Raw genomic sequence first — 26037 nt, forward strand, 5'->3', positions numbered from 1 at the left:
GTATTTAAGCGAGATTTTTTTGCAATGAAGCTTCTGCGTAGTAGGCGAAATGGAATGGGGGTAATAGAGATTATTATTGGAGCAGCAGTAATAATTTTGATAGGTGGAGGCATTTGGTATGCCTTAAATGGGAATAAAAAAAATGAACTAACACCAGCGCCAACTGCAGTTGCAGTAAAAAAAGAAGCTAAGCTAATCTGGCAACAAACCTCAGATGGTTGGCAAGCTTCCGAGGCTCCACCAGATTGCCCGACCCAACCCATGTTGAAGACTCCGACTAATCTTAGTAAAGTCACTAGCATCTTATATCCAGGCCAAAAGCGAGGGGGTAATTATAAGTCGCATGGTGGATTTCGCTTGGATGGTACATCAAATTCATTGGTTGTCGTAACAGCTCCGATCGATGGCTACGTGGTGCGTGGTGCGCAATACATCGAGCAAGGTGAAGTTCAGTATATGTTCGACATTATGAATAATTGCGGAGTAATGTATCGACTGGACCACCTAGGTACTCTATCAACAAAACTAAAAGATGCTACGAAAACTTGGCCGCCAGCTCAAGTAGATAGCTCGCAAACTCAGCCAGTCACAGCTACGGTTCATATTGAAGCTGGTGAGACCCTAGCGACATCGGTCGGTTTTGTTAAGTCAAAGAATACATTCTTCGATTTTGGCGTGTATGATTTTCGTAGTCAAAATGCAATAAGTAAATCTGCTACCTATCAAGCTGCGCATAGCCAATTCAAGGAGACTGATTGGCATGCAGTCTGTTGGTTTAACTGGATGCCAGAGGCTGACGAGAAGATTATCCGTGCACTTCCTTCTGGTGACCCAGCCAGCGGTAAAACCAGTGACTACTGTCGATAAACCATATTTTGTCTATATTGTTCGCTGTAACGACGGGTCATTGTATACTGGTGTTAGCCACGATGTAGAGAGGCGAGTTGCTGACCATAATTCCGGCAAGCAGGGGGCAAAATATACTCGCTCACGCCGACCGGTCCAGTTAGTGTTCAGAAAAAAAGTAAAAAACCGCTCAAGTGCCCAGCAAGAAGAGTGGCGGATTAAGCAATTAAGTCGTCGAGATAAACAAAAACTAATAACTGCTGGTATGATGAGGGAATAATGAAGTTAAAGCGTATTATTGTAGATGTTCGAGAGCCTCGAGAATTTAGTCAGAGCCATGTAGTGGGAGCTGTTAACATACCGCTAAGTAATATTAATAATTTAAGCCAATACTTGCCAAATGCTAATTTTGATGACGAATTGATATTATATTGTCGGTCGGGTGGTCGAGCCGAAATGGCTTGTCATTCTATATCAATGCTTGGTTTTAGCAGTGTAGTTAATGGCGTGAACCAAGAGACGGTTGAAGAAAATTACTGTTAGTTCTAAATCCAGTATAATAGTAGTATGAAAAAGGGTAGCTTGTATGTTATTTTGCAATTCATACTTTTGGCAATACTGGCACTTAGTAGCAATCAGACACCGCGCATATTGAGCTTTATACTGGCCGGTGGCGCAATTTTACTTGGTCTTACAGCAATGCTTGCCATGACTAAGCCAACCCTAACCGTTATGCCAGAAATTGCTCGCGGAGCAGAACTCAGCACCACTGGACCATACAAATACATCCGGCACCCAATATATACCGCACTAATGATTCTGGGGTTAGCAATGTTATTACAAAATGCTACTACTATACGCATATTGGTATATATATCATTAGTGATAATTCTTATACTAAAGGCCAATTATGAGGAGCGCCTCCTAGCCAAACACTACCGTCAATACACACCATATAAGAAAACCACCAAGCGGTTTATACCCGGCATATACTAACTATTCATAGGTTGTGGTTATCTTAAAAATTCAGATATTTTTCAGTTAAGCGGTTTAATATTTGTAAGTATATGCAAAAACTAGACTCACGAGTACCTCACTATCAGCTCGAACTTAAAGCCTATGGTGAGTCACACAAGCCACGAGTTATCCTGCTACACGGTATTGCTACTAGCTCAATTATTTGGCAGAAACTAGTTGGCGAGCTTAGCTCCAACCATCATGTTGTAGTGCTCGACTTATTAGGACATGGTAAAAGCCCAAAACCCACCAACATTTCATACACAGCGCAAATTCAAGCTCAGTCAATCCATTACACCCTTGCCATAAATGGGTTATTACACCCCAGCATTATAGTTGGTTTTTCAATTGGTGCCTTAATTGCAACACGTTTTTCGGTGATGTATCCAGATTTAGTAGAGTCATTGGTGGTTGCAGCCCCACCAATATATCAACAAAAAACGATTGATCATCGTAGGCTACTAGACCGATCTTACCAAGTGCTGTATTCTGCCCTGGCAAAATTACCCAAAAAAGCCACACTTAAGACTACAGCTAGTTTGCAGCGTCGAACACCCCAGCTAATGGGTAAAAATCGACTCTGTGAAGAAACCTGGCATCCAATTTTCAGTAGCTTAGCGCATACCGTACAGGAGCAAAGCTTTAGTCAAGATATTCAATATCTCAACCAGCGAACCAAAGTGCATCTCCTGTACGGTGCATTCGATCACTTGGTTATTGCCAAGCATATCCATGCGGTGGCAGACTCTCGATCACAGACTCATATCAAAAGAATCTTAGCTCCGCATGCTATTACCTCACGCTACGTCAAAGCGATTAATCAGACGGTACACGAAATCTCAAGTCAAACATTAACAGCGTCAGGCTCGGCGTATTAATTAAGAGTATTTGCTATACTTAAAATATATGATTGAAGTGCGCGATGTAAGTAAGACTTACGGCAAGGGTGATAATCTCTTTACCGCCCTACATAAAGTTAGTCTACAAATTCCTGCCGGTACTACGGTGGCTATTGTTGGCAAGTCTGGTTCTGGCAAATCGACTCTGATGCACATTATGAGTGGTCTTGATCGGGCTAGTAGTGGGGAAGTAGTGGTCAATAGAAAAAATCTCCACGATATGAAGCCACGTTATATTGATAAGTTTCGTGCCTCGGAGATGAGTTTTATATTTCAGGCCTTCTTTGTGGAGGCCAATCAAACTTGCTACCAAAATGTAATGCTACCGCTAGAAATCGCTCGAGTTGCCCGACGCAAGCGTCAGGGCTTAGTGATGAATGCTCTAAGGGCGGTTGAACTTGAAGGTAAGGTCGATAGCTTAGCCAGCAGTTTGTCGGGTGGACAAAAACAGCGCCTAGCGATTGCTCGAGCCATCGTCAATAAGCCAAAATTAATTTTTGCCGATGAGCCAACTGGCAATCTTGACAGTAATACTGGCGAGTTAATTATTAAATTACTTTTCGACCTCAATAAAAAACTAGGGTGTACATTAATAATCGTGACGCATGACTTGGAGTTAGCACAAAGATGTCGTATGCAAATCCATATGAAAGATGGCGAAATTCAAGATGATATAAAAAAAATAAAGTCAGCTAGCGTAGATCGGGTGGTTAAAAAATGATCCTACGTGACCTAATTAATCGAGCTAGTCGCAGCTTACGTAGTGCAAAAGGGCGCACTATTTTAACGGCCTTAGCGATTGCGGTTGGAACCTTTGCCCTTACTTTAACAATGGCTGCCAGTAATGGTGCTACGGCTTTTGTAAACAAAATCATTGCTGAGAACTTTGATCCATCTGAACTTATTGTGACGGCCGATGAATCGATATTTGGGCGAGGAGATACCACAAAACCACGAGAGTATGATCCAAGTTTTGGTATGGGGGTAGCCAACAGTGGTGCAACCACCCAGGTAAAGCGCCTCACCGAGGAAGACATCACTAAGCTTAAAGCGATTGACGGGGTTGAATCGGTTCGAGAAGATTTGCAAATAAATTTACACTATATTACACGTGAAGGTCAGAAGAAGTATGTAGCTACAGCGGCCACATTTAACCCTGCTCAAAAACCAGAGCTAGTAGCTGGCTCAATACCTCAACCACTTGATGGGGAGCGAGTTTTGCTACCTGAAGGATATATTTCTGCACTGGGTTTTTCAAGCGCCGAAGAAGCAATTGGCAAGACAGTGATTTTTTCAGTTCAAAAACCGTTGTCTCCGGCTGAGATGATGGCTTTAACCACTTCCGGTGCCACCCCAGAAGAAATCGCCAACCAGGCTCAAACTAATTCACAACAATTCGAATATAAAATTGCAGCCGTTATGCGCAAGCCCGTCACTGCCCAGCCTGGTACAGATCTCTACCTCTACATTGGTGCTGATGATGCTCGCAAACTCAATGACATTACAACTGCCGGCACGACAAATTACCGAAAATTTAACTATGTTTTTGTGAAAGTCAAAGACGGCACAAATGAAAAAAGTATGGCTGAGGTGCAGAATAAAATCAAGAATTTGGGCTTTATTTCACAAAGCGTAAAAGAAACTCAGGAGTTTCTTACGAATATCATCGGAGTATTGCAGGGGATTGTAGCTGCCTTTGGGGCAATTGCGATCATTGCATCGGTCTTTGGTATTGTAAATACTATGTATATTTCGGTTTTACAGCGTACGCGTGAGATCGGCCTGATGAAAGCCCTGGGGATGCGCAAGCAAGATATTGGCCATCTTTTCCGGTTTGAAGCAGCTTGGATTGGGTTAATTGGCGGTGTTATTGGCTCATTAACTGCAGTTGTACTGGGCGTAGCTTTAAACCCTTGGATTACGCAAAAAATTAATTTGGGTGAAGGGAATAGTCTACTGATATTTCGTCCCATTGAAATAATTATACTAATTTTGATACTAATGCTAGTTTCCATATTGGCCGGCTGGCTACCATCCAGAAAAGCGGCCAAACTCGACCCAATTGAGGCACTTCGCACTGAGTAGCATATAATATTGCGTAGAAAGTTAATATGTGTTAGAATATAAGCACATATTAATCAGCTCTCTTTTATAAATATCGAGTCTTAGGAGAAATCAACGCAAGCGCACGGCGCTTTGGCCTCGCTGTTTTAAAGCGAGATAATTTTTCCATAGAAAGGCTCTTTTCTTTTGCACAATTCATCAACTAGACGTCCCGGCGGTCCTCGCCGTAGTTATTCTTCCCGACCAGGTCGACCGCATAATCCACACAAACCTCGCTACGGTAGCGGTAAGCGTAAGCCAACCAAATTTGGTAAGCAGTTTATTGATCCTACCAAATTCATTAACGCTGCGACCAAGCCGGCCGACCAAACACCGTATCAAGCCAAGCACGTCTTTGCCGATTTTGGATTTATTAAAGACCTGCAACGCAACCTAGATCAAAAAGGTTACACCGTTCCAACTGCCATCCAGGATCAGTCTATCCACTCGGCAATTGAAGGTCGTGACATTATTGGCCTAGCTAATACTGGCACCGGTAAAACTGCTGCTTTCTTACTACCAATTATTCAGCGTCTTAAAACTGATAATCAAAAACAGTCGGCTCTAATTATTGCCCCTACTCGAGAATTGGCTACCCAAATTGACGATGAATTTAGGGCTTTTGCACATGGCTTAAAGCTATATTCTGCCGTCTGTGTGGGCGGAATGAATATTCGACCACAAATCCAACAGTTATCTCGACATCCACATCTTATTATCGGGACACCTGGTCGGCTGAAAGATTTATTGGATCAAAAAGTCCTGCGCTTGTCGCAAGTTAGTTTTTTTGTTCTAGATGAAGCTGATCGTATGCTTGACATGGGCTTCATGCCGGATCTTAAGGCTATCATGGCTTATTTGCCAGAAAAGCGACAATCCCTGTGTTTTTCCGCCACAATTACACCAGATATTTCTCAGCTCCTCGATACCCTACTCAACGATCCCATAACCGTATCGGTCCGCACTCAAGAGACTAGTGAGCATGTTGAACAAAATATTGTCCGCTATGACGGCCGAGAAGATAAGCTTGAAAAACTTACGGAGATCCTAAATCAACCGGACTTTGAGCGGGTTCTGATATTTGGTGAAACGAAATTTGGCGTGCAACGCTTAGCTGAAACGCTCTCTCGTTCTGGCAAGCGAGCCGAAGCGATTCATGGTAATAAATCTCAACCCCAGCGCCAGCGTAGTCTTAAGGCCTTTAAGGATGGGCGAGTGCACATCTTAGTGGCAACCGATGTGGCAGCGCGAGGCTTAGATATTCCAAATGTAAATTTGGTGATTAACTATGATACACCACAGACCTATGCTGATTATATCCATCGCATTGGTCGGACTGGCCGAGCTGGCCAAGCTGGACACGCTCTCACTTTCGTCGATTAGTGCGTTTTTTGTGAAATAATTCACTGTTATTTTTTAGATTTTTGCGCTAGGCTAGAGTGTAGTATAAGGAGGGTATTTGAGGGTTGTACTACGCCACGCCTGGCGCTCTATCATTACTGTCGTTGGTCTAACTCTCATCTTGATTGGCTTGGCTTTTTTGGTGCTTCCAGGACCGGGGCTGTTAATAATAATAGCTGGACTCGCTATCTTAGCTCGAGAGTTTATTTGGGCACAAGGACTACTAGACAAGGCGCAAACTTCGGCGAGGCGTCAGTATGACCGCGTAGCCAGCCGTAAAGCAGATCGAAAAAACTAGTATTATAGTTCTTTTTTATTATAGCCACCGAGCCGTCGCCATAATAAAAGCCCAACCCCGACCACTAATAACCCCAAAACTAAATAGGATAGCGGTTTAACATGCTGAGCGATTAAATGATGCCGATCACCAAGCAAATAACCACCTAAAACTAATAGGATGGTCCAGGTAGCTGTTCCTAATAATGACAGCAGGATGAATGGTAGGGGGCGAATTCGATGCAGGCCAGCTGGAACCGATATAAGTGAGCGCATACCAGGAAGCAGGCGAGCAAAAAAGATCGCCACTAAGCCATGTTTTTCGAACCACTGCTGTGATTTTGCGACATCTTTTTCTTTTAACCCCATCCATTTGCCGTGTTGAGCCACAAAAGCTCGGAGTTTATGTTCCTGTAAGCTACGACCAAGAATATAAAAACATCCTGCTCCAGCCAAGGAGCCGAGTGTGCCAGCAATAATTACCCCCACCAAATTTAATTCACCCTGATAAGCCGAATAGCCAGCCAGTGGTAGAACTAGTTCCGACGGAATTGGCGGGAAAATAGTCTCAATAAACATAACTATAAAAATACCGATATAGCCGAACTGAGCTATAACATGAGCAATACTATCAATCATAGGCAGTATCGTATCAAATTAAGGATTTTTTATCTACAAAACCTCACATTTAATTCGCTTTATTGACAAAATACAGTATAATAATAATGTCTAGAAACAGATACCATAGTGTAGGCTGTCGACCAGATAATGCCAAGATGCCCGAACTTGGTGTTAAATGGATCTTATTCCAGCAGTATAGCAGTAACGGGGCCGTTAAAAACGGTAAGTAGGAGATATATGGCAACTAAGCTATTCGTGGGATCACTCCCATATTCAACCACAGACGAAGAACTCTCAGAGGCTTTTTCAGCTGTTGGTACAGTAGTAAGCGCAAAAGTAATTTTTGATCGCGATACCCAGCGCTCAAAGGGCTTTGGGTTCGTAGAAATGAGCTCAGACGAAGAGGCTCAATCGGCAATTAAGCAACTAGATGGTTCAGAAATGGATGGTCGTCGCATTGTTGTCAACGAAGCTCGACCGATGGCTCCGCGCAACTAAGTATTCGCTAGCTAGAAAATATTACACCAAAATACCGCTCCAATAGGGCGGTATTTTGGTGTAATAACAATGAGTAGAACTGCGTAGTTTTCTGATACAATAAAAGCATGAGCGAAATAAATGACGCCAGAGGTGGCTTTCCATCAGAATTAATTATCATTCGTCATGGCCTATCTGAGCTAAATGTGCGTCTAGCAATCGCCAAGGCACACCATGATAGTAGTCGCGTTTTACTTGATCAAATTCGAGACGCTGATGTCCCGCTAACAAAAATAGGCTTTGAGCAGGCTTCCCGAACCGGTCAAGCTCTTGCAAGCCACTACAGAAAGATCGATAAAGCCTATGTTAGTCCTACACTCCGAACTCGTGATACATTTTCTCAAATTCAGTCTGCCATCAACTACCATATCCCATTTCAGATAGAAGATCGCATTCGAGAACGTGAATTTGGTATTTTTGGACAAATGACAAGCTATGGCATTGAAAAGCATTATCCAGTTGAGGCCGCTCGCTTAAAGCTTGAGGGCAATTATTACTATCGACCTCTAGGTGGAGAATCGTACCCCGATATGGGCAACCGACTGCATAGTTTTCTACATTCAATCTATCGCCATCAAGCTGGCAAGAGAATACTAGTTATTACTCACGCCGATGTTGTTCAGATGATCCGCAAAATATTGGAAAAGCTAACCGAAGCTCAACTTCTAGAGCTCAATGAGACCGATGATGTGCTAAACTGCAGTATAACGCAGTATGCTTATAGTGCGGATATAAACTACTTGCGCCTAGTGCGCTATAACGAGGTGTATTACCAATGAACAAGAAGAAATTAGTCTTTGATATTGAGATGGTTGGCGAAGACTTTGATGCAATGGACGAGCTGACCCAGCAAGATCTTATGAAGAGCTTACCCGATCCTAAAGTTGATCAAAAAAAATATGACTCCGAATTTGAAGAGCTCAAGCGCAAGCTGGTTTTCTCACCACTAACTGGTAAGGTGATAGCTATTGGGGTATATAATCCAGATGAGACCAAAGGGGCAGTCTACTATGATGCTGGCAAAACTCAGCCAGAAGATACAGAAATAGACAACATTAAATATGTCGCCATGACCGAACCAGAGATGCTAACAAAATTTTGGGCATTAGCCGAAGTGCATGATGAGTTTATTAGCTTTTTTGGCCGGCGCAGTGATGTACCATACCTAATGATCCGATCGGCTATTCATGGCATCCGTCCAACCCGCGATCTAACGTCAAATCGCTATAACAATCTTGGTGCCCCCACAGCTACTCATTATGACCTGGCCGAACTATTAAGCTTCAACGGTCTGGCTATGTATCGTGGTAGTTTGCATCGTTGGTGTCGAGCTTTTTCAATTGATACACCCAAAACTGACGAAATGGCTGGTGATAAGGTGGGGCAAGCTTATATCGATGGTAAATACCTAGAAATAGCTCAGTATAATGCCTTGGATATTATTGCCACCGCAAAGCTCTACGATCACTGGGAGAGATATTTTAAACCGCGAGTATAAAGGAGAAAGATTATGGAGATTGGCTCAAAAGCCCCCAATTTTACACTATTGGACCAAAATGAAAAATCACATAGTTTAAAAGACCTAGCTGGCAAGCATACTCTGATCTATTTTTATCCAAAAGATGACACGCCCGGGTGCACAACTCAAGCCTGTTCATTACGCGATAGCATTGAAGACCTGCGTAGTGACAACATTGAAGTACTCGGTGTTTCAGCCGATTCAGTTGATAGTCATAAGAAGTTTGCCGAAAAATATAATTTGCCTTTTCCAGTACTATCTAACCCAGAAAAAGATATGATTGAAGCCTATCATGCTTGGGGTGAGCGCTCGATGTATGGACGTAAATTTATGGGTATTATTCGTTCAGCTGTGTTGATCAGCCCAGATCTTACTATTGAAGCTCACTGGCCAAAAATTCAACCCCTCAAAACTGTCCCGACAGTGCGTGCCTGGATGCAAGAGCACAGTCGCTAGCTCTATCTGATATACTGGTAATATGAGTAGCCAAAGCCCTATTCGCGTGCGATTTGCACCATCTCCAACCGGATTTTTACACATTGGAGGAGTACGCACTGCACTTTTTAACTATCTATTTGCCAAAAAACACGGTGGCACATTTATTCTACGACTAGAAGACACTGACCGTGAGCGGTTTGTAGAGTCTGGTATTACCCAAATTAGCGAGGTACTAGATTGGCTAGGCATCATACCAGATGAAGGCTATTGGGAAGGTGAGCATATCGGTGACGCCGGCCCCTACATTCAAAGCCAGCGCCTACCTCATTATGATGACTTCGCTCAAAAACTGATCGATATGGGTGTGGCTTACCGTAGCTATATCACGCCTGATGATTTTCAAAAAAATCGCCAAATCGCCATTGATGCCAAAAAGCCATTTGTTTATCGGCGCAGTATGGAGCCTCAAGCCTCGGAACAAAGCTCCAAGGCACCAATTCGGTTGGATATCCTTGCTTTGCAAAAAAAACTGACAACCCCCAATATAGTTTGGGAAGACGCTATTCGTGGTAAATTTGAGCTAGATTGGTCGATCCTAGATGACTTTATTTTAGTCAAAGCTGATGGCTTCCCAACCTATAACTTCGCTAATATTATCGATGATCATACCATGCAGATATCCCATGTCCTGCGAGGTGATGAGTTTATTAGCTCTACAGCAAAACATGCTATTCTATATGATGCACTGGGCCTTGAGCGCCCGATCTGGGCTCATCTACCTCTTATTTTGGGTTCTGATGGAGCAAAGCTTTCCAAGCGACACGGCGATACCGATGCCTTGCAGTACCGAGAAAAAGGCTATCTACCAGAAGCAATCCTCAACTTTTTAGCTCAGCTTGGCTGGAATGATGGCACAGAACAAGAAATTTTTTCTTTAGAAGAAATGGTACAAAAATTCAGCCTGGAGCGTATTCAAAAAAGTCCTGCTAAATTTGATGTTGATCGCCTAGACTGGATGAATGGAATTTTTATTCGTGAAAAACTCTCTGAACAAGACTATATTAACCGAGCTTTAGCAGAGCTTCCACAGGCCAATTTAACAAATACCACACTAGCTCAATCTGCTGTACTGCTCGAGAGAGAGCGTATTAAAACATTTAAAGAACTGCCGGAGTTGGTCGCTTTTTTCTTTACCAGGCCCAATAATCACACCGAGATAAAGAATCTAATTATCAAAAAAGCCACGCTTGAAGAGGCTTCTAAAATTCTTGAAGCCTCAATAAAGAGTCTCTCCGAATTAACTTCATCTGATGCGGCTGATATTGAAACTCAACTGCGAGATTCTGCGCAAGAGCATAATATAAAAGCTGGACAGATGTTTTATGTGATTCGAGTTGCCATTACTGGCAAGACTGCTGCTCCTGGATTATTTGAGACAATCTCAGTTCTAAGCGTAGGAGAAACTATTGAGCGCCTTAAAATCACGCAAAAAGCATTAAACTAAATACTACTGTCGGTCGTAAAACTGTACGCTCCAGACTGTTTCACCAGGGGTGCTACCAACACCCAGCCCAAAGCTAACCGATCCAGTGTTGGAGAATTGAATAGTTTGACCAAGTAGTCTACCAACCGTACCGCCATTAGACACCTGAATTTTCGACCAGCGAGCATACAGCTCAGCCGGTGCACCAAGACCCTGATTACTAATATTTATTGTGGCTTGGTTTTGTGAACTCGCCAACTGTGTACCAGTTACCGATGTGCAATCCGGACTACAGCTAGCGTTCGCCCAAAAAGTAATTATTTTTGGCCCAATGCCAGCACTATTAGCAGCTACCGTGCCCTGATTAGCTAGATTTAACCCGCCCGATCCATCAATCATAATAGCCGGTGTGGTCGTAACCCCCGAAGCAATTCGCAATATCCCGCGGTTAGAAATATTAAGATTACCAGTTATCCAGACCGGGCCCGACATTGTAACCTGGCAATTATTGGATAGATTTACTGTGCCAGTAATCTTAACATTAGCAGGCCAAGTGATTTGCTGATTGCCCCAACAAGAGGCCTGTGAACCTGTTAGATTATTGGTAGCAGCTGCTTTATGCGAAGCCCGATCATAATCTGGCAGAGTGGGGGCTGGAACGCCAGAGCTAGCGACTAATCCACCATTTGTCATACCATTACCATTTATCTGGTTATTGGCCGATACATTGCCATAAATATGGGCTTGATTAGTCAAAGTAATTGGCTGTCCAGTCGAACAGAGGCTTGGATAGGCGCTGGTGGCGGGCACGGGGCAGGTATAATGAGCTACCTGGGTAGCGACTGGAGTAGCGACTGATCCAATCTGGGCCGTATTAGACATCGATAACGTTCCACCAACATATACCGCACCATTCGATATGCGTGCACTATTAGTCATAATTAGTCCACCTGGTCCAGTCTGAACAGAATAATTGGTAGCTGGAAGAGTAGAGGCAATCAAGGTAATCTTAACTGTACGAGTTGCAGTTGGCGTAGTGCTGGACTGAGGGCGATAAATCCTACCCTTAGCCCACAAGATCTTTTCATTCGGAATGCTACCTGCCTGAATACAGCTATCATATACGGCACGCCCTTTAATGGCATCATTATAGAGCTCAGTACCACCGGTAGGATTATCAGAGAGTGGGCAAGTTGCAGTGGTCCCTGAGTAACTCGTATTAGCATTCAAGCTGGCAATTGCTGAATCAGCGCCAGCTTCAGCTACTGCTAGAGCATTGAGGGAATTATAGTCACGGCGGACATTTGAGTAATTGATTAGTGAAGAGCGATAAATTGCCAAACCGATTACCAAAAAGCTTCCACCCATCACCAAAGTAATAAGTAGAGTAAAGCCCTTTTTGCCCCTATTAATAGAATGTTTTTTCTTACGCATTATTTATCCTCATTTATTCCTTAAAGCTGCGGTTGTACCATAGCTAGATTCAAACATCTGACTACCAATACTGCGTGTTTGCGATAACTCATAGCGCACTGCTTCGGTACCACTAGGGGAGGCTACAACATTACCTGATGCATCTAAGTATGTTGTGGTGAGATTGGCGATATCCGCTACTACCTTGGAATCGGGTGGACATGCAGGAGTAGACTGAGCTGGTGGACAAGTAGTTGTCGTAGCATTATTAGGCGCAACTGTATTGGCGATCGTTCTACGATACAAAATATCGGTATTAGGCTCCAGGTAAAAAATTACATTATCGGTATATAAGCTGGTATGAGTGGCGTCGATATATATTATATTACCACTCGCATCACGAGCAGGGACAGCCAATATAAGCGTTGCGCCAGATCCAGTCGCACTAGTCCAGGAATAGGGGTTTTCAGGATTTGGAGCATGACTATCTGGCTGAGAGTTTTGGGCTTCTACCGATTTTGCTGAACGAATAACCTGCGCTACCGTCTCCACAGCCGTCTTGGTGTTGGTCTGCAGTTGAGTTCTAGTGCTCTCGCGTCGCCAATTTACATAGCTTCGACTAATGACCTGGAGTGTTATAAGCAATAACAGGGAAGCAATAGCAATACTAACTAACATCTCGATAAGAGTAATCCCAGAATAATGCCGACGCTTCATCGATTTATCCCGTGTAAACCTATCAATGTTGATGTACCGACGGTTCGTGATTTACCAGATTGTGTGTAACTTAGCTGAATATCGACTCGCTTGAGAGTACTGGGAGTAACCTCTGTAATAGTAACCGTAGCAGAACGAGGGTTTTGCAGAGTGGTGAATGGTGCCATTTCTGTAGTAAAATCAGACACCCCAACATCTAGGTCATTAAATGGTGTATTGCGTAACAGCTCAAGCTTCTGTTGCATCAGTTCAACTGCTTCGGTTTGTGCATCTGAGCGATTATTTACCACACCAATCCCAATAAAGGCCTGGGTGACAGCTACAAAAACAACCAACATTACAGTAGCTGCGACAAGCTGCTCAACTAATGTAAAACCCTGCTTGGAATGCCCGTATTTCATGCCTTTATTATACGCAAGCATAACTAATTTTAACAGGTGTAAACTATTGACTTTTAATAATGTTTATGCTATTATTGCATATTCTATTGACAAATAGATTATCTTATTATGAAAAAGATTAAGCATAAACATCATTTAGCTCTTATTATACCCGGACACAACGAGGAGCTAGTTATAGAAAAGACTATTCTTTCGGCAATTGCTGCTGGCTTGTCGGTTCGACATATTTATGTTGTAGACGATAATTCGTCGGACAAAACAGCTGAGATAGCTCAGTCAATCCTTGGTTCAGCCCACGTATTAACGGTTAGTCGATCGGGTAAAGCTTTGGCGATAAAAAAAGCCATCAAGGCTTTCAAGATTAAAAGTCGATACACTTGGCTCCACATTGCTGATGCTGATTCAGCTTTTGAAGGTCGCTATTTTACTGTTCTTAAAAAAGAGCTTGACCCAAAAAAATATGTGGCCGCAACTGGCTATGTAAAATCAATGTATGGTGGCTGGATCTCTAAGTATCGTGCTTATGAATATAGTTTTGGTCAAGAGATTATGCGTCGTATTCAACACATGCTCGGTGTAATACCAGTTATTCCTGGCCCAACAAGCTGCTTTAGAACCGACATTTTAAAGGATCTAGACTTTGAAACCAACAATTTTACCGAAGACTTTGATATTACTATCCAAATACACCGTAAGAAATTAGGACGGATAGGTTTTATAGCCCAAGCTCGTACTCTCACCCAAGACCCAAAAGACTATAGCGATTATGTTAAGCAAATTACTCGCTGGTACCGTGGTTTTTGGCAGGGTGTTTTAACCTACAAAGTAGGGCGAGGCTGGCAAAAAATTGATGGCTATTTAGGCTATCAGATTTTAGAGATGTTTGCTTATTACTTTAACCTTTTAGTACTGTTACCAATCCTACTAATTAGTGGTAGAGGAGTACATGTTATCGCCCAAACCTTCCTGCTTGATGTTGGCATTTTCTTTGCTATGACAATTATGGCCTGCATTACTCATCGCAGGTTAGATATTATTAGTGCATTCCCATTATTTTATCTACTGCGCATCACCAATATGGCCATATATGTTAAAGCCTTTTTTGAAGTAGTAGTCTTACGTCGTTTTCGTGGTCCACAGGTTGGTTGGTCAACCGAAAATCGTCGCTATAAAGTGGTGGAGTCATAAAGCGTGAAGTCAAAATATCGTAATTTCTTGCTTTACCTACTGGCGGCTGGATTTTTAATTTGGCACCTTGTTCCGCTAATGAGTATTGGCTCAGCTATGACACCCAAACCCAAAACCAATCTCGAGTTAGCTCAAGATACCACCTGCTATGGTGGCGACTTGGATATACCTACATTTGGAGATCCGCTTCATGATCCGATTATCACTACACTTAATCAAAAGAATTCTATCATCAACTATCGCACTGCATCGCTACCGGTTAAACTAGACCCTTACCCAAAATCTGTTGACTCACTACCGGAACCCAGCTGGCAAACAGCTCATTATGGGAAGAATGTACCTATATTTATCATAAACCAGCAAAACTCCGAGCAGGCATCTTTGCGTGTCGAAATTGTTGACTATCTAGATGGTGATGCCAAGTGGCAAACCCAAAGCATTCCGGTCCAGTCAGGTGATATGCTAACTTTTAAAAACGAATATCGCTCAAATCAGAACATTGTAACAAGTGCGGCACTGCGCCAGGTTGATGGTAGTGATAAATACATAACTCTCAAACAGCTAACTGATTCCGAAGATTGGAGTAGTCAAACTTCCACCATGATAATTCCAAAAGGTACTGTGTCAATACGCTTTGCAACCATCCTAGACAAGGCTGGTTGGCTTGAAACACGCAATTACAGCATCACGCGTATGGATGCCCCAAAGCTCAAGCGCGGAATTGCTACCTTTACTTTTGATGATGGCTGGAAATCAATCTACCAGCAAGGCTTGCCATTATTTAATAAATACAATATTAAGACTACTCAGTTTGTCGTGGCAGGCTATGACACAAACTCAGCTTACATGAGCACAGATGAAATTCTTGATATGCAGAAGCAAGGACATGATATTGGTTCACATTCCTACTCACACGCTGATCACTCAAAAATCCATGATGAGGATCTAATGCGCGAGATAGCAGGATCGAGAACAGTATTAAACGCTAAGTTTGGTGGCATCAATAACGTAGCAGCCCCGTTTGGTCGCTATAACCAAGACGTGACACGGACAATCCGCGAGTGCTACCAAAGCCATCGTACAACCGATACTGGCTTTAATGCAGCTGGCTATGACCGCTATCAAATTAAGGTACAGAATGTTGAAGTTAATACTACTCCTGAACAGATTCAAGGGTGGGCTGAATTTGCTCGAGATAATAATTTATGGCTCATTTTAGTTTATCACCAAGTCCAGGATGGCGGTGAGTATTCTGTAGATTCTAAACAGCTCGAAAGCCATCTAAAAGCCGTTAAGGACACTGGCATTCATACAGCTACTTTCGAAGAAGCCCTACTAGAGACCTATCCTCAGGGGCGCTAATCTAGAACGCTGCCCTAGCTGCCAACCCAAGTGCATAATCAGCCCACCACTCACCGCTAGCTGGTGCACCATTGCAGGCACCATCTGATTCACCGGGGTATTTGAGCCACAAATAGGCATCCACCGGGTTACCTGATTGTGCACTTGGCGGCAAGCCAAGTCCACGACCAGATGGATTGCACCATTCTAGATTTGGAGCTGGCCCCTGACCATTACGACTAGTATCAATCACAACATGCAACCCACCAGTTTGCCGGCTAATCTGCGTGCCATAGTTTTGTGATTCAGCAGTAGTTAGGAAGTTTGAAACATTTAGTGAAATACCCTGTAATCCCTGTGTGCCAACCTGACGAATACGGTCCGCCATAACACTTGCTGAATGCCATCTTGCATTACCGGCGTCAAGATATACATAGTGGTTTTTATCGGCTGAGAGCGTATTAATAGCCGTACGCAAAACATCAGCTCGCTCCTGACGCTGGCCTGAATTCAGGCAATCCCAGCCCGCAATAGCATCTGGTTCTAGAATAAATACCGCTTTTCTACCTTGACTAGCATTAGCAATAGACTGCACCCAAGTTCGATAAGCCGAAGCACTACTAGCACCTCCTGCCGAATAGCTACCGCAGTCTCGAATCGGGATATTATACAAAATAAATACCGGTAGAGCCCCTTGAGATTGCATTTGCCCCAACCACTGACGAGTGGCCGAGCCAATATCACCGTACCAGCCTCCGAGCCAAGTACCAACTGAATTATTAGCGATTTTTCCAATCATCCCAGCATCAGCTGGCCGTGAAGCTTGCCAGGCATTTACCTGTTGACGAGCAGGGGAGTCAGGATCAACAAATAGCCTCGCACCACTAAAGGGGTTTTGACGTACCGATACTGACTGACTATGGCTTTGTGAATCTTTTTGCTCGGCTTGAGCCTGGGCTTCTTTGAGTGATTCTGCTGGACTTGCGGTGGTGGTCGGGGCAGGTATGGCGGTTGCTTGAGGCTGAGGTACCGAGGCCGTTAAACTCTGGCTGGCCGTCGGCAAGTAGCGAGCGAGCAGGGGGGATAGTGATAATGCGCCACCAACATACAATATGGTAGCTAAAAGCGTTAATACTCCGAGTCGAATTCGTCGTAATATCAAGTTATTCAATTCACCCCCCTTATGCTTTTTATAGTTTAAGCTAAAGAAGTCAAAAAGGTCAACTAAAAGTATTGACAATTCTGCTTATGTCTGATACAATACTACTCATAAGAAATGAGGGTGAATCACATATTGTGACTTGCCCTCATTTTTTTGTATGCAGATCACGTAATGAATTTATTAAGGAGTCGCTATGACTTACGGAAAAGGTGGCGGAACGCTCCCTACAACTGTTGGAATTGCTACTGGTGCAGCTTTGCCTGCAACTGGTGCTACTGACAGCTGGATGGTTGCTCTTGCAGCAGCTATCGCAGCCGGCTTGGTTGCTTGGGGTATGCTCTACGCAATCAAAAATCGCGTTCGCTAATACAAAACGCAACACTTTAAAGCCTTCTTTATTAGATATTATTTATCACAAAAAGAAGGCTTTTGCGTATCTACTTCCAGGTAGGTGGTATTGTAGTTGGTACAATACTGATCCAGGTCTGACCACGGTTTAATGACACCGGAGCACCCACGCTATCCAAAAATTGCATACGGTCAGTAGCTGAGTTCTTCACCCAACTAATTTCTTTGACCGTACCGTCCTGAAAAATATAGCCTGCACCCTTGCCAATGATATTTATATCCGTTTTAGGTTTGCCATTTTTCTGCGTTCCAGCTACTGTTGAAGCTTTTAATACAATAACCACCTTAGGATTCACCTGCTTATTACCAGCCCCAGCATCGACATCAGCTCTACCACCAACTTCTCGCAAATAGCTATTTGAAACCGTATCATACTTAAAGATAGCTCTATAATCGGCACTAGAAAAGCTAGCCGTAATAACTGTGGCGCTTGGAGTATCGGACGGAGTATCATCCTTGCGTGGCCAAGGAGTAAAGGCTGGTGCCTTATCCCAGCCTCGAGAAGCTATAAGCTTTGTGTATTGTTCGCCATAAATATATAAGTTATGAGGGGCTATTTTTGTATTAATACGTCGAAATGGACCTGTCGCAAGGGCTTCGATATTTTTAAAATCAGGGTTTTGCGCTAACGCTAGTCCATCCATAGATCCACCGGCATGGGCCGTAGGCGCCCCATATTCTATTGCTGAATAAAAGAACACTGGCCGCAGACTTCGTACTGGACCAATATCTTTTGGTGTATCAGCTTGCCAGAGAGCCAGATAGCGTGTTATACCACCTTCAGCTAGAGCCTCATAGACCACTCCTGCACTAGATAGGCCAGATTGCGGTCGGGCACCAAGTTGGCCGGCCATATTTTCAATAATTGAGGCCATAACTGGTTTTTCTGATACCGCAGGCTCCACTAATACTCCTGTTAAACTGCTTGGCTTGGTGGTGGGCTCTGGGCTAGCCTCCGTCTTAACGGCTTCTGTTTTTTGGGGTGCTGGACTAGCAATCGGTGCCTTACGAGTTAATAAAAAATACCCACCTAGAACTACAATTAACAGTGCAACACCACCAATCAACCATGGCCAACGCTTCTTATGGCTAGCTTTATTGTATATAGACGATGGATGATGGTCGTTAATAAGTGACTCACCACGTTTTTTCGATTCTACCGGAACAGGTCGTAATGCTGTCGGGTCTAAACTCGCCTCGATAGAATTAAGGCCTGGCAATTGATTAATATTTTTATTTTTTTTACGCATAGTATTGATAGTTAGCTACAACTAATTAACTGTACATGATTATAGCACAAGCACTTTATTCCACATCGGAAAGTCTAGTCCCAGTTCAAAGTGCCTCCTGTCTGATATTCTGTAACACGAGTTTCAAAAAAGTTTTTTTCTTTAGTTAGATCAATCGCTTCGCTCATCCAGGGAAATGGGTTATCAACATTAAATTGTGCGGGTAAACCAACTCGTTGCAAACGGCGATCAGCGATATGTTCAATATACTGCCGAAAACCATCTGCGTTCATGCCAAAAATACCTCTTGGAAAAACTTCGGAAGCGAAAGTATACTCTAATTGCGCCGCCCGACGCACCAGCTCCACAATATGCTCTTGAAATTTCGGCGTCCACAACTCAGGCTGTTCTTCCTTTATAGTATTAATTAGTTTGATGCCAAAATTAAGGTGTTGTGTTTCATCGCGCATAATGTATTGAATCTGCTCAGCGGTACCAACCATTTTATTTTGACGCTGGAAGCCAAACATAACAGCAAATGAACTATAGAAGAAAATACCCTCCAAGATAAGTGAAAATACACATAAATTTTCAAGAAATTTTTGATCACTCTCAAATGTACCAGTTTTAAATGTAGGGTCAAAAATACCCTCATTAAAGCTTAAGATAAACTCTGCTTTAGAATAAATTGCATCAACTTCTCGATACATATTAAAAATCTCACCACCATCCAGACCCAAGCTTTCCACGATATACTGATAGGCATGAGTATGAATAGCCTCCTCATAACCCTGGCGCAATAAGTACATCCGACACTCCGGGCTAGTAATATGCTTGTAAAGTGCTAGCACAATATTATTGGCAGCAATTGAGTCGGCCGTCGTAAAAAACCCCAAAACTGTTTTTAAAGCCTTCACTTCATCATCGGTGAGACGACCATTGCGCAACTGCTCAATATCGCTCATCATGGTAATCTCGGTAGGAAGCCAATGATTAGCATTGCCAGCATTATAGGCATCCCAGGCAAAAGCATGTTTCATGGGGTGAAGCTGAATTACGTCAGCATCAGCTCCATTAATAATGCGTCGTGCATTAATATCGGGGCGAATTGTCGTTTTAGTGATTGGCATAAATCCTCCTAATCTAGCATTAAGTTATTCCTTGAAGAGCTTACTGACAAGCTTCGCAGTCTGGATCTAGAATTGAGCAAACTTTTAGTGTTTCCTGACTGGTAGCCACCATGGTTTGAGTTGATACTTGAGTGGCGACAGTAGCATCAATTGATGTAATTATATTGCCGCCAACCGAACTGCTGGAACTAAAATCTCGCTTATGCGTATCGCCGAAAGCTGCAGTATCGACAGTTGATTTTTCAACCTGACTAGCAGCCAGTGAACGCAGATAGTAAGTGGTCTTTAGTCCCATACGCCAAGCGTAGCTATAAACGTCAGCCAGCATCTTGCCATTAGTCCCTCGCATAAAAATATTCAAACTTTGGCTCTGATCAATCCATTTACCACGATAAGCTGCCGTACGAATTAGCCAGTCGGCTGAAATCTCAAACACTTCCTTATATTTATCACGAATATTAACTGGTATCTCGGAGATTTGCGCCACACTGCCGTCATAAAATTTTAGTTTCTTAATCATCTCATCGTTCCATAAATCTAGGGCTTTTAGATCTTCAACAAGATAGGGATTAATAACTGTAAAATCTCCCGACATATTTGCTTTAACATATAGATTTTTAAAGATTGGCTCAATGCATGGATAGCAACCAACAATATTTGAGATTGTTGCAGTTGGCGCAATCGCCATCGTGTTTGAGTTGCGCATACCGTTTTTCTTAACCATCTCATAGACTGGCGCCCAATTGAGACGACGCGTTCTAGCCACATCAATCTTTTGACCGCGCTCTGCCTCTAGAATATCTAGCGTATCAATCGGGAATATACCTCGATCCCACTTCGACCCCTTAAAACTCTCGTAAGCGCCTCTTTCTTTAGCGAGCTCCGAGGATCCAATAATGGCATAATATGATATCAACTCCATTGATACATCAGCGAATTCAACGGCTGCTTCCGATGCAAAGTCAATATCTAGTTGATAGAGGGCATCCTGAAAGCCCATAATGCCAAGACCAACTGGGCGATGGCGCATATTACTGGCCTTAGCTTCTTTAGTAGGGTAATAGTTTAGATCTACAACGTTATCTAGCATCCGCATCGCCAGGGTGACCGTTTCTTTAATTTTATCGTGATCTAGCACTTCACCGTTGATATGAAGGGCCATATTAACGCTACCCAAATTACAAACGGCAGTCTCTTCACTAGAAGTGTTGAGAGTGATTTCCGTGCACAAGTTTGAGCTATGCACCACACCAACATGATCTTGGGGGGAACGAAGATTGCAAGGGTCCTTAAATGTAATCCATGGGTGGCCGGTTTCAAAAAGCATAGTGAGCATCTTACGCCATAGATCCACAGCCGGAATTCGCTTGAAATTGTTAAGTTTGCCCAATTCAACTTGTTTTTCATAATTTTCATAGGCCAGCTCAAACTTTTTACCGTATAGATCATGTAAATCTGGTGTTTCATCCGGGGAAAATAAGGTCCACATGGCACCAGCCTGAACTCGTTTCATAAATAGATCCGGAATCCAGTGGGCGGTATCCATATCATGTGTGCGCCGACGTTCATCGCCGGTATTTTTGCGAAGCTCTAAAAACTCCTCAATATCCAAATGCCAAGTCTCCAGGTAGGCACAAGTGGCTCCACGGCGCTTACCGGAGCGATTGATAGCTACCGTCACATCATTGGCTATCTTTAAGAACGGAATTACACCTTGCGAGCTAACATTTGTTGTCTTAATTAGCGATCCCGTAGCTCGAATAGCGGTATAATCTGTACCAATTCCACCAGAATATTTGGAAAGTTGAGCATTATCCGAGAAGAGCTTAAAAATATTCTCCAAGTCATCACTGACGGTATTAAGATAGCAAGATGAGAGTTGTGGATAGGTAGTGCCAGAATGAAAGAGGGTGGGGGTTGACGGTACATATCGATGGGTCGACATAATGTCATAAAACTTCTTAGCCCAATCGGTTCGGTCTTTTTTAGATTCCTGCATCGCCATACCCATAGCTACGCGCATCCAAAAAGCTTGTGGTGTTTCCAGAATTATATCCTCGCTACCGGCAGAGCGTAGGAAATAACGATCATAGAGCACTTGTAACCCCATATAGTCAAACAAATCATCGCGATTAAGATCCATGTATTCAGCCAGCTCATCTAAGTTAAAATCAAGAATTTCAGCCTGCAAGCGCCCCTCATCAACACCGCGTCTAAGATTAGTAAGAAAAGTCTGGCGATAAGCTGATGGAATCTTTTTTTCACTAGCCTCACCAGCTACTTCTTGATGGAGTTTATGCAAAAGCAGGCGAGCGGCAAATTTTGTGTAGTCAGTGTCACGCTCGATAAAGCTTCTAGATGTCATCACAATAGCTTCAAAAAGCTCACTAACAGCAATCCCGTCATATAGATTGGTCTTAACCGATTCGATAATTGATGCAACGTCAACACCGTCTAGATTGGCGGCAAAACGCTGAATAGTTTTTTCAAGTTTTTTGGGATCAAATTTCTCTGGTTTACCATTTGAGTTCAGTACTGAAATGCCAGTTTTTTCTAACTTTGCAACTTGCTCTTCCTGCTCAGTCTGACGCTGTTTTTTATGCTCTTCGCGATACACAATATAGCTACGAGCAGTTTGATAATATCCAGCCCGCATCAGCTCCTGCTCAATAAGGTCTTGAATACTCTCCACATCTGGCGTTGCATCGATATGCAATACGGCTAGATTATCTATAACCGCATCGGTTAGTTCATAAACACGCTCCACCTCAATCTCACCATCCACCGAAAGACTAGCCTTTAAGATAGCATCGGCTATGCGCTGTTTATCAAAATCTACTACCGTACCATTACGTTTTTTAATTTGCTCAAAACTCATCCTCACCCTCCTGGATTATTGTTTTTGTATATATAGTGTAGTTTATTAAACTAATTACACTATATATAGCGTAGTATAATGATGTCAAACCATTTATGGTTGCTTGACTTAAATTAGTATCACTCTCACTGCACACATATTTTACTTACGAACATAATACGAAAATACTTATATTCGTGTCAACCCCCACTACAAACGTGCATATCAATCTATTACCTATAATACGCACCAATATAGCAGGGAGCAAATATTAAAAAACACCCTTAAACGAAGGCCCTACAATCTGGTAATATATGTCTAATTGTGGTATAGTTTCTAAGTTCAAAATCTATCAATACCATATTTTGCGCGAAGTGTTGCACCGCAAATATACCCCAAAAGAAGCTAAAGAGTATTTCAGCCACCGCTCGGTCCCATCGTCTAACGGTTAGGACGCCAGATTCTCAATCTGGAAATCGGAGTTCGATTCTCCGTGGGATCACCAAAACAAGAGCCCCTGAAAGTGGGGTTTTTGTTTTGGTGGTTTCTCTACGCGAGAAACGAATCGAACACCGGTTCGAAGAACAAGGCAGCGCACAGGAGTTTACTCCGAGCACTGCTGCAGTTCGCAAGCCTTTAGGCTTATTCCCCGTGAGGTCACCAAGTAGAAAATACAACTAATAACAGATAAGAAAGTGTTCTAAAATATATTCAAGACACTTTCTTTTTTGTATCCCACCTCTGTAACATCGAGTTCTAATCCCGTATGGTCACGAAGCTGTTTGCATCCCTTTCACCATGGTGTATAATATACGTAAGCAGTTTATTTCAATAGATAAAGCTACAAATATAACTAAACAAGAAAGGAGCCGACCATGGACAGCCAAACCGTGACCCAGACTATTAACGTTATCGTTGGTGGCGACTCTGGTGCTGGTGGCAACCTGGCCGACACTGGTACATCATTATTCCTGCCAACCCTGATTGCCCTAATCCTCCTGACAGCCGGCCTCTTCCTGTGGTACAAAACTACTCGTCGTTCATCTCACTTTAAATTAGCCAACATACGTAAATCGAGCTCTCGGGGCTTCAGTATCCTCGTCCTGCTTACCCTTGCTACTGTGCTTTCTACCACCAACCTCCCCATTGCCTCTGCCGCTCCCACTCTCTCCCTCGGTACCGACCAGAACACCATTCACATAACCGTTCCTCAAGTTGGTGGTACGGCTACGGCTACTACAACTCTCACCAGTGGCACTGCTAACGCCAGCGGTTACACCCTAACCGCCAGCTTGACTGAACCAGAACCAGGCATTGGCATCAAACTCAAGGGTGGTGATGTCACGACTGACACTAGTCTCAACCCTGGAGACGCTCCACTGACTCTCAAAGCTACCGACGCTGCATCAAGCAATGATACAACCGACGTAACCCTCACCTTTGCTATAGATGGTAGTGTTACGCCCGGGCAAAAAGAACTAAAGCTCAACTACGCTGTCGCTGACAATGAAGCAGAGGGTGAAGCAGGATCTACCCTCCAAGCCTTCACTAGCAGTGACTGTAGTGCACTACCTATCTACACTGGCACCAATGAAGAAGCTGTCATCACCCTCACTGACACGAGAGGCGACAACCAAACCTACCAAGTAGCCAAACTAGCCGACAACAACTGCTGGATGTTAGAGAACCTCAAGCTTGGTAGTACCACAGGCACCCTCACCCTGACACCAAGTGACTCAGACGTAGCCAGCAACTTCACCTTGCCGCAACTCACCACCACCGGCACTACTGACCCTGACAACCCCGGAGCCTACGGCCCGGTCACCGGTGATACTGGAGAGGGCGAAACCAACTACGGTTACCTCTACAACTGGCCTGCAGTGACAGCTGGTGAATCCAGAGCCTCCCACACTGAAACAGACGGTGATGCACCATACTCCATCTGCCCGAGCGGATGGCGCTTGCCAACCGTTGGCTTCAGCTATGACGAAGAGACAGAGACGGCAACCGCTTCTGGTGATTACTCAAACCTTGACATCGCCTTTGGCGGTACTGGCCAGTACGCAGACAGTGGTGCAAACATTGCCAAATGGCAACACGATGGACCGTTTAAAGGTACTTTTGCTGGCGGCTGGGACGAGGGCTTCGTCAGCCAGGGTGTCTCCGCTGGCTTGTGGTCTCGTTCAGCCTTCCCAGACTATGTCGACGACGCAGACCTCGCGGGCTTCAATGCTGGAGTAGTCTATCCAGGCGTCGTCGCTCCTCGGGGCGTCGGGCTAGCTGTTCGCTGTCTCTTACAGTAGAATCAGATTCATCTGAGGCTACTGTCTGGGTAGCCCACAAAGCGAGGCATGGCGGTTAGGGGTGACCACCCCTAACCCCGCCGAGTCGACTGGGTGCCCCAGCAAACGAAAATAACAAAATCTATGTATTGACATGCTAACTAAAGTGTATACAATGGTTAGTATGAGTACTGTATTGAATGTAAAAATTGATCCCGCTCTAAAGAAGAGGGCTCAGAGTGTTGCCAAAGAGCTCGGCTTGCCTATGAGTATAGTGGTAGCTGCCAGTTTGCGAGAGTTCGTTAATACCAGGAGCATAACTATATCGGATTCGCCACGGCTTAGGCCAGAAGTGGAGGCCGAATTACTGGCTATGTCAAAAAAAGTACGTGCTGGTGAGCTAGATGATTATTCGCCTGCTTTTAATAATATAGAAGAAAGCTTTGCGTGGCTTAATGCAAAATGACTATAAGGTATAGTAAAAAATTCAGAAAACAGTACAAAAAACTTACTCCAAAGATGCAACAAAAAACCACAGACGCCATAAAGCTCTGGTCGCAAAAGCCCAATGACGAGTCGCTTCGGTTACATAAACTTAGCGGTAAGATGAGCCGTTTTTACAGCATTGATATAGCTGGCGACTTACGAGCACTGTATGAAATTGTAGATAACGAAGTATTTTTGTACCAAATGGTCGGTACGCATAGTCAGTTATACGGCTAACGTAAGCCGAGGGGGGCAGCAGATCTAAAACTAATCTTTTAACCGA

At 43.6% G+C, this 26037-nt stretch carries 28 protein-coding genes and 1 tRNA gene; 21 read left to right on the forward strand and 8 right to left on the reverse strand.

The window, feature by feature from the left end:
• Positions 1-54 precede the first annotated feature (54 nt).
• From IPM44_02015 to IPM44_02055, 9 genes are all read left to right on the forward strand, one after another.
• Positions 55-867 (forward strand): hypothetical protein, encoded by an 813-nt coding sequence (locus tag IPM44_02015; GenBank protein QQS27330.1) that lies wholly within the window; start codon positions 55-57, stop codon positions 865-867.
• Positions 761-1126 carry a GIY-YIG nuclease family protein gene (locus IPM44_02020; protein ID QQS27331.1) on the forward strand — a complete coding sequence of 122 codons (366 nt, stop codon included), beginning with the start codon at positions 761-763 and terminating at the stop codon, positions 1124-1126. Before IPM44_02015 ends, IPM44_02020 begins: the two co-directional genes overlap by 107 nt.
• Positions 1126-1389, forward strand: a complete 264-nt coding sequence (locus tag IPM44_02025) for a rhodanese-like domain-containing protein (protein QQS27332.1) — start codon at positions 1126-1128, stop codon at positions 1387-1389. Before IPM44_02020 ends, IPM44_02025 begins: the two co-directional genes overlap by 1 nt.
• A gap of 24 nt (positions 1390-1413) precedes the next feature.
• Complete coding sequence (locus tag IPM44_02030; GenBank protein QQS27333.1) at positions 1414-1842, forward strand: isoprenylcysteine carboxylmethyltransferase family protein; 429 nt, start codon at positions 1414-1416, stop codon at positions 1840-1842.
• A gap of 71 nt (positions 1843-1913) precedes the next feature.
• On the forward strand, positions 1914-2741 hold the full coding sequence (locus tag IPM44_02035; GenBank protein QQS27334.1) for an alpha/beta fold hydrolase: 828 nt from the start codon (positions 1914-1916) through the stop codon (positions 2739-2741).
• A gap of 28 nt (positions 2742-2769) precedes the next feature.
• The gene (locus IPM44_02040; protein QQS27335.1) at positions 2770-3483 is read left to right on the forward strand and encodes an ABC transporter ATP-binding protein; all 714 of its coding nucleotides are present in this window, start codon (positions 2770-2772) and stop codon (positions 3481-3483) included.
• Complete coding sequence (locus tag IPM44_02045) at positions 3480-4847, forward strand: ABC transporter permease (GenBank protein ID QQS27336.1); 1368 nt, start codon at positions 3480-3482, stop codon at positions 4845-4847. Before IPM44_02040 ends, IPM44_02045 begins: the two co-directional genes overlap by 4 nt.
• Before the next feature lie 165 nt (positions 4848-5012).
• A complete protein-coding gene (locus tag IPM44_02050) occupies positions 5013-6248 on the forward strand; it encodes a DEAD/DEAH box helicase (GenBank protein ID QQS27337.1) in 1236 nt (411 codons plus the stop codon).
• Between the two features lie 76 nt (positions 6249-6324).
• Positions 6325-6564, forward strand: coding sequence for a PGPGW domain-containing protein (locus IPM44_02055; GenBank protein ID QQS27338.1), 240 nt, complete (start codon positions 6325-6327; stop codon positions 6562-6564).
• A gap of 2 nt (positions 6565-6566) precedes the next feature.
• On the opposite strand, the gene IPM44_02060 is transcribed toward IPM44_02055, so the two are convergent.
• Entirely contained in the window at positions 6567-7181 is a 615-nt protein-coding gene (locus IPM44_02060) for a DedA family protein (GenBank protein ID QQS27339.1), read from the reverse strand.
• 219 nt (positions 7182-7400) lie between these two features.
• On the opposite strand from IPM44_02060, the gene IPM44_02065 reads away from it, so the two are divergent.
• The 5 genes from IPM44_02065 (at position 7401) to IPM44_02085 (ending at position 11161) form a co-directional block, all read left to right on the forward strand.
• Complete coding sequence (locus IPM44_02065; GenBank protein ID QQS27340.1) at positions 7401-7661, forward strand: RNA-binding protein; 261 nt, start codon at positions 7401-7403, stop codon at positions 7659-7661.
• A gap of 107 nt (positions 7662-7768) precedes the next feature.
• Entirely contained in the window at positions 7769-8479 is a 711-nt protein-coding gene (locus tag IPM44_02070) for a histidine phosphatase family protein (GenBank protein QQS27341.1), read from the forward strand.
• Positions 8476-9198 carry a hypothetical protein gene (locus tag IPM44_02075; protein ID QQS27342.1) on the forward strand — a complete coding sequence of 241 codons (723 nt, stop codon included), beginning with the start codon at positions 8476-8478 and terminating at the stop codon, positions 9196-9198. The genes IPM44_02070 and IPM44_02075 overlap by 4 nt, the downstream gene beginning before the upstream one ends.
• A gap of 12 nt (positions 9199-9210) precedes the next feature.
• Positions 9211-9675, forward strand: a complete 465-nt coding sequence (locus tag IPM44_02080; protein ID QQS27343.1) for a peroxiredoxin — start codon at positions 9211-9213, stop codon at positions 9673-9675.
• A 22-nt stretch (positions 9676-9697) separates the two neighbouring features.
• On the forward strand, positions 9698-11161 hold the full coding sequence (locus IPM44_02085) for a glutamate--tRNA ligase (GenBank protein ID QQS27344.1): 1464 nt from the start codon (positions 9698-9700) through the stop codon (positions 11159-11161).
• Positions 11162-11164: 3 nt separating this feature from the next.
• Here IPM44_02085 and IPM44_02090 read toward each other — a convergent pair whose 3' ends face one another.
• Genes IPM44_02090 through IPM44_02100 form a run of 3 tightly spaced genes read right to left on the reverse strand, consistent with a single transcriptional unit; the run spans position 11165 to position 13671 of the window.
• Entirely contained in the window at positions 11165-12574 is a 1410-nt protein-coding gene (locus tag IPM44_02090; GenBank protein QQS27345.1) for a hypothetical protein, read from the reverse strand.
• Positions 12575-12583: 9 nt separating this feature from the next.
• Complete coding sequence (locus IPM44_02095; protein ID QQS27346.1) at positions 12584-13270, reverse strand: prepilin-type N-terminal cleavage/methylation domain-containing protein; 687 nt, start codon at positions 13268-13270, stop codon at positions 12584-12586.
• Complete coding sequence (locus IPM44_02100; GenBank protein ID QQS27347.1) at positions 13267-13671, reverse strand: hypothetical protein; 405 nt, start codon at positions 13669-13671, stop codon at positions 13267-13269. Before IPM44_02100 ends, IPM44_02095 begins: the two co-directional genes overlap by 4 nt.
• A 108-nt stretch (positions 13672-13779) precedes the next feature.
• On the opposite strand from IPM44_02100, the gene IPM44_02105 reads away from it, so the two are divergent.
• Both IPM44_02105 and IPM44_02110 read left to right on the forward strand, forming a co-directional pair.
• On the forward strand, positions 13780-14859 hold the full coding sequence (locus tag IPM44_02105) for a glycosyltransferase (protein QQS27348.1): 1080 nt from the start codon (positions 13780-13782) through the stop codon (positions 14857-14859).
• A gap of 3 nt (positions 14860-14862) precedes the next feature.
• The gene (locus IPM44_02110; protein ID QQS27349.1) at positions 14863-16221 is read left to right on the forward strand and encodes a polysaccharide deacetylase family protein; all 1359 of its coding nucleotides are present in this window, start codon (positions 14863-14865) and stop codon (positions 16219-16221) included.
• A 1-nt stretch (position 16222) separates the two neighbouring features.
• On the opposite strand, the gene IPM44_02115 is transcribed toward IPM44_02110, so the two are convergent.
• Positions 16223-17362, reverse strand: a complete 1140-nt coding sequence (locus IPM44_02115) for a glycoside hydrolase family 6 protein (GenBank protein QQS27350.1) — start codon at positions 17360-17362, stop codon at positions 16223-16225.
• Between the two features lie 193 nt (positions 17363-17555).
• Here IPM44_02115 and IPM44_02120 point away from each other — a divergent pair, with 193 nt between their 5' ends.
• On the forward strand, positions 17556-17729 hold the full coding sequence (locus tag IPM44_02120; GenBank protein ID QQS27351.1) for an LPXTG cell wall anchor domain-containing protein: 174 nt from the start codon (positions 17556-17558) through the stop codon (positions 17727-17729).
• A 70-nt stretch (positions 17730-17799) separates the two neighbouring features.
• On the opposite strand, the gene IPM44_02125 is transcribed toward IPM44_02120, so the two are convergent.
• The 3 genes from IPM44_02125 to IPM44_02135 form a co-directional block, all read right to left on the reverse strand.
• On the reverse strand, positions 17800-19020 hold the full coding sequence (locus tag IPM44_02125) for a DUF3048 domain-containing protein (protein ID QQS27352.1): 1221 nt from the start codon (positions 19018-19020) through the stop codon (positions 17800-17802).
• 74 nt (positions 19021-19094) lie between these two features.
• Entirely contained in the window at positions 19095-20129 is a 1035-nt protein-coding gene (locus IPM44_02130) for a ribonucleotide-diphosphate reductase subunit beta (protein ID QQS27353.1), read from the reverse strand.
• A 40-nt stretch (positions 20130-20169) separates the two neighbouring features.
• The gene (locus tag IPM44_02135) at positions 20170-23007 is read right to left on the reverse strand and encodes a ribonucleoside-diphosphate reductase subunit alpha (protein QQS27354.1); all 2838 of its coding nucleotides are present in this window, start codon (positions 23005-23007) and stop codon (positions 20170-20172) included.
• A 409-nt stretch (positions 23008-23416) separates the two neighbouring features.
• On the opposite strand from IPM44_02135, the gene IPM44_02140 reads away from it, so the two are divergent.
• From IPM44_02140 to IPM44_02155, 4 genes are all read left to right on the forward strand, one after another.
• Positions 23417-23491: transfer RNA gene (locus IPM44_02140), tRNA-Glu, on the forward strand.
• Positions 23492-23861: 370 nt separating this feature from the next.
• Positions 23862-25289, forward strand: coding sequence for a hypothetical protein (locus tag IPM44_02145; GenBank protein ID QQS27355.1), 1428 nt, complete (start codon positions 23862-23864; stop codon positions 25287-25289).
• A 163-nt stretch (positions 25290-25452) separates the two neighbouring features.
• On the forward strand, positions 25453-25734 hold the full coding sequence (locus tag IPM44_02150; GenBank protein ID QQS27356.1) for a type II toxin-antitoxin system RelB/DinJ family antitoxin: 282 nt from the start codon (positions 25453-25455) through the stop codon (positions 25732-25734).
• Positions 25731-25991, forward strand: coding sequence for a type II toxin-antitoxin system RelE/ParE family toxin (locus tag IPM44_02155; protein QQS27357.1), 261 nt, complete (start codon positions 25731-25733; stop codon positions 25989-25991). Before IPM44_02150 ends, IPM44_02155 begins: the two co-directional genes overlap by 4 nt.
• Positions 25992-26037: the final 46 nt, after the last annotated feature.

The sequence above is a fragment of the bacterium genome, assembly GCA_016700035.1.
Lineage (GTDB): Bacteria > Patescibacteriota > Saccharimonadia > CAILAD01.

Bases quoted from the DNA above. Each gene is read 5' to 3' on its own strand.
- IPM44_02015 (QQS27330.1), top strand. From the start codon at position 55: ATGGGGGTAATAGAGATTATTATTGGAGCAGCAGTAATAATTTTGATA.
- IPM44_02020 (QQS27331.1), top strand. From the start codon at position 761: ATGCAGTCTGTTGGTTTAACTGGATGCCAGAGGCTGACGAGAAGATTA.
- IPM44_02025 (QQS27332.1), top strand. From the start codon at position 1,126: ATGAAGTTAAAGCGTATTATTGTAGATGTTCGAGAGCCTCGAGAATTT.
- IPM44_02030 (QQS27333.1), top strand. From the start codon at position 1,414: ATGAAAAAGGGTAGCTTGTATGTTATTTTGCAATTCATACTTTTGGCA.
- IPM44_02035 (QQS27334.1), top strand. From the start codon at position 1,914: ATGCAAAAACTAGACTCACGAGTACCTCACTATCAGCTCGAACTTAAA.
- IPM44_02040 (QQS27335.1), top strand. From the start codon at position 2,770: ATGATTGAAGTGCGCGATGTAAGTAAGACTTACGGCAAGGGTGATAAT.
- IPM44_02045 (QQS27336.1), top strand. From the start codon at position 3,480: ATGATCCTACGTGACCTAATTAATCGAGCTAGTCGCAGCTTACGTAGT.
- IPM44_02060 (QQS27339.1), bottom strand. From the start codon at position 7,181: ATGATTGATAGTATTGCTCATGTTATAGCTCAGTTCGGCTATATCGGT.
- IPM44_02065 (QQS27340.1), top strand. From the start codon at position 7,401: ATGGCAACTAAGCTATTCGTGGGATCACTCCCATATTCAACCACAGAC.
- IPM44_02070 (QQS27341.1), top strand. From the start codon at position 7,769: ATGAGCGAAATAAATGACGCCAGAGGTGGCTTTCCATCAGAATTAATT.
- IPM44_02075 (QQS27342.1), top strand. From the start codon at position 8,476: ATGAACAAGAAGAAATTAGTCTTTGATATTGAGATGGTTGGCGAAGAC.
- IPM44_02080 (QQS27343.1), top strand. From the start codon at position 9,211: ATGGAGATTGGCTCAAAAGCCCCCAATTTTACACTATTGGACCAAAAT.
- IPM44_02085 (QQS27344.1), top strand. From the start codon at position 9,698: ATGAGTAGCCAAAGCCCTATTCGCGTGCGATTTGCACCATCTCCAACC.
- IPM44_02090 (QQS27345.1), bottom strand. From the start codon at position 12,574: ATGCGTAAGAAAAAACATTCTATTAATAGGGGCAAAAAGGGCTTTACT.
- IPM44_02095 (QQS27346.1), bottom strand. From the start codon at position 13,270: ATGAAGCGTCGGCATTATTCTGGGATTACTCTTATCGAGATGTTAGTT.
- IPM44_02100 (QQS27347.1), bottom strand. From the start codon at position 13,671: ATGAAATACGGGCATTCCAAGCAGGGTTTTACATTAGTTGAGCAGCTT.
- IPM44_02105 (QQS27348.1), top strand. From the start codon at position 13,780: ATGAAAAAGATTAAGCATAAACATCATTTAGCTCTTATTATACCCGGA.
- IPM44_02120 (QQS27351.1), top strand. From the start codon at position 17,556: ATGACTTACGGAAAAGGTGGCGGAACGCTCCCTACAACTGTTGGAATT.
- IPM44_02125 (QQS27352.1), bottom strand. From the start codon at position 19,020: ATGCGTAAAAAAAATAAAAATATTAATCAATTGCCAGGCCTTAATTCT.
- IPM44_02130 (QQS27353.1), bottom strand. From the start codon at position 20,129: ATGCCAATCACTAAAACGACAATTCGCCCCGATATTAATGCACGACGC.
- IPM44_02135 (QQS27354.1), bottom strand. From the start codon at position 23,007: ATGAGTTTTGAGCAAATTAAAAAACGTAATGGTACGGTAGTAGATTTT.
- IPM44_02145 (QQS27355.1), top strand. From the start codon at position 23,862: ATGGACAGCCAAACCGTGACCCAGACTATTAACGTTATCGTTGGTGGC.
- IPM44_02150 (QQS27356.1), top strand. From the start codon at position 25,453: ATGAGTACTGTATTGAATGTAAAAATTGATCCCGCTCTAAAGAAGAGG.
- IPM44_02155 (QQS27357.1), top strand. From the start codon at position 25,731: ATGACTATAAGGTATAGTAAAAAATTCAGAAAACAGTACAAAAAACTT.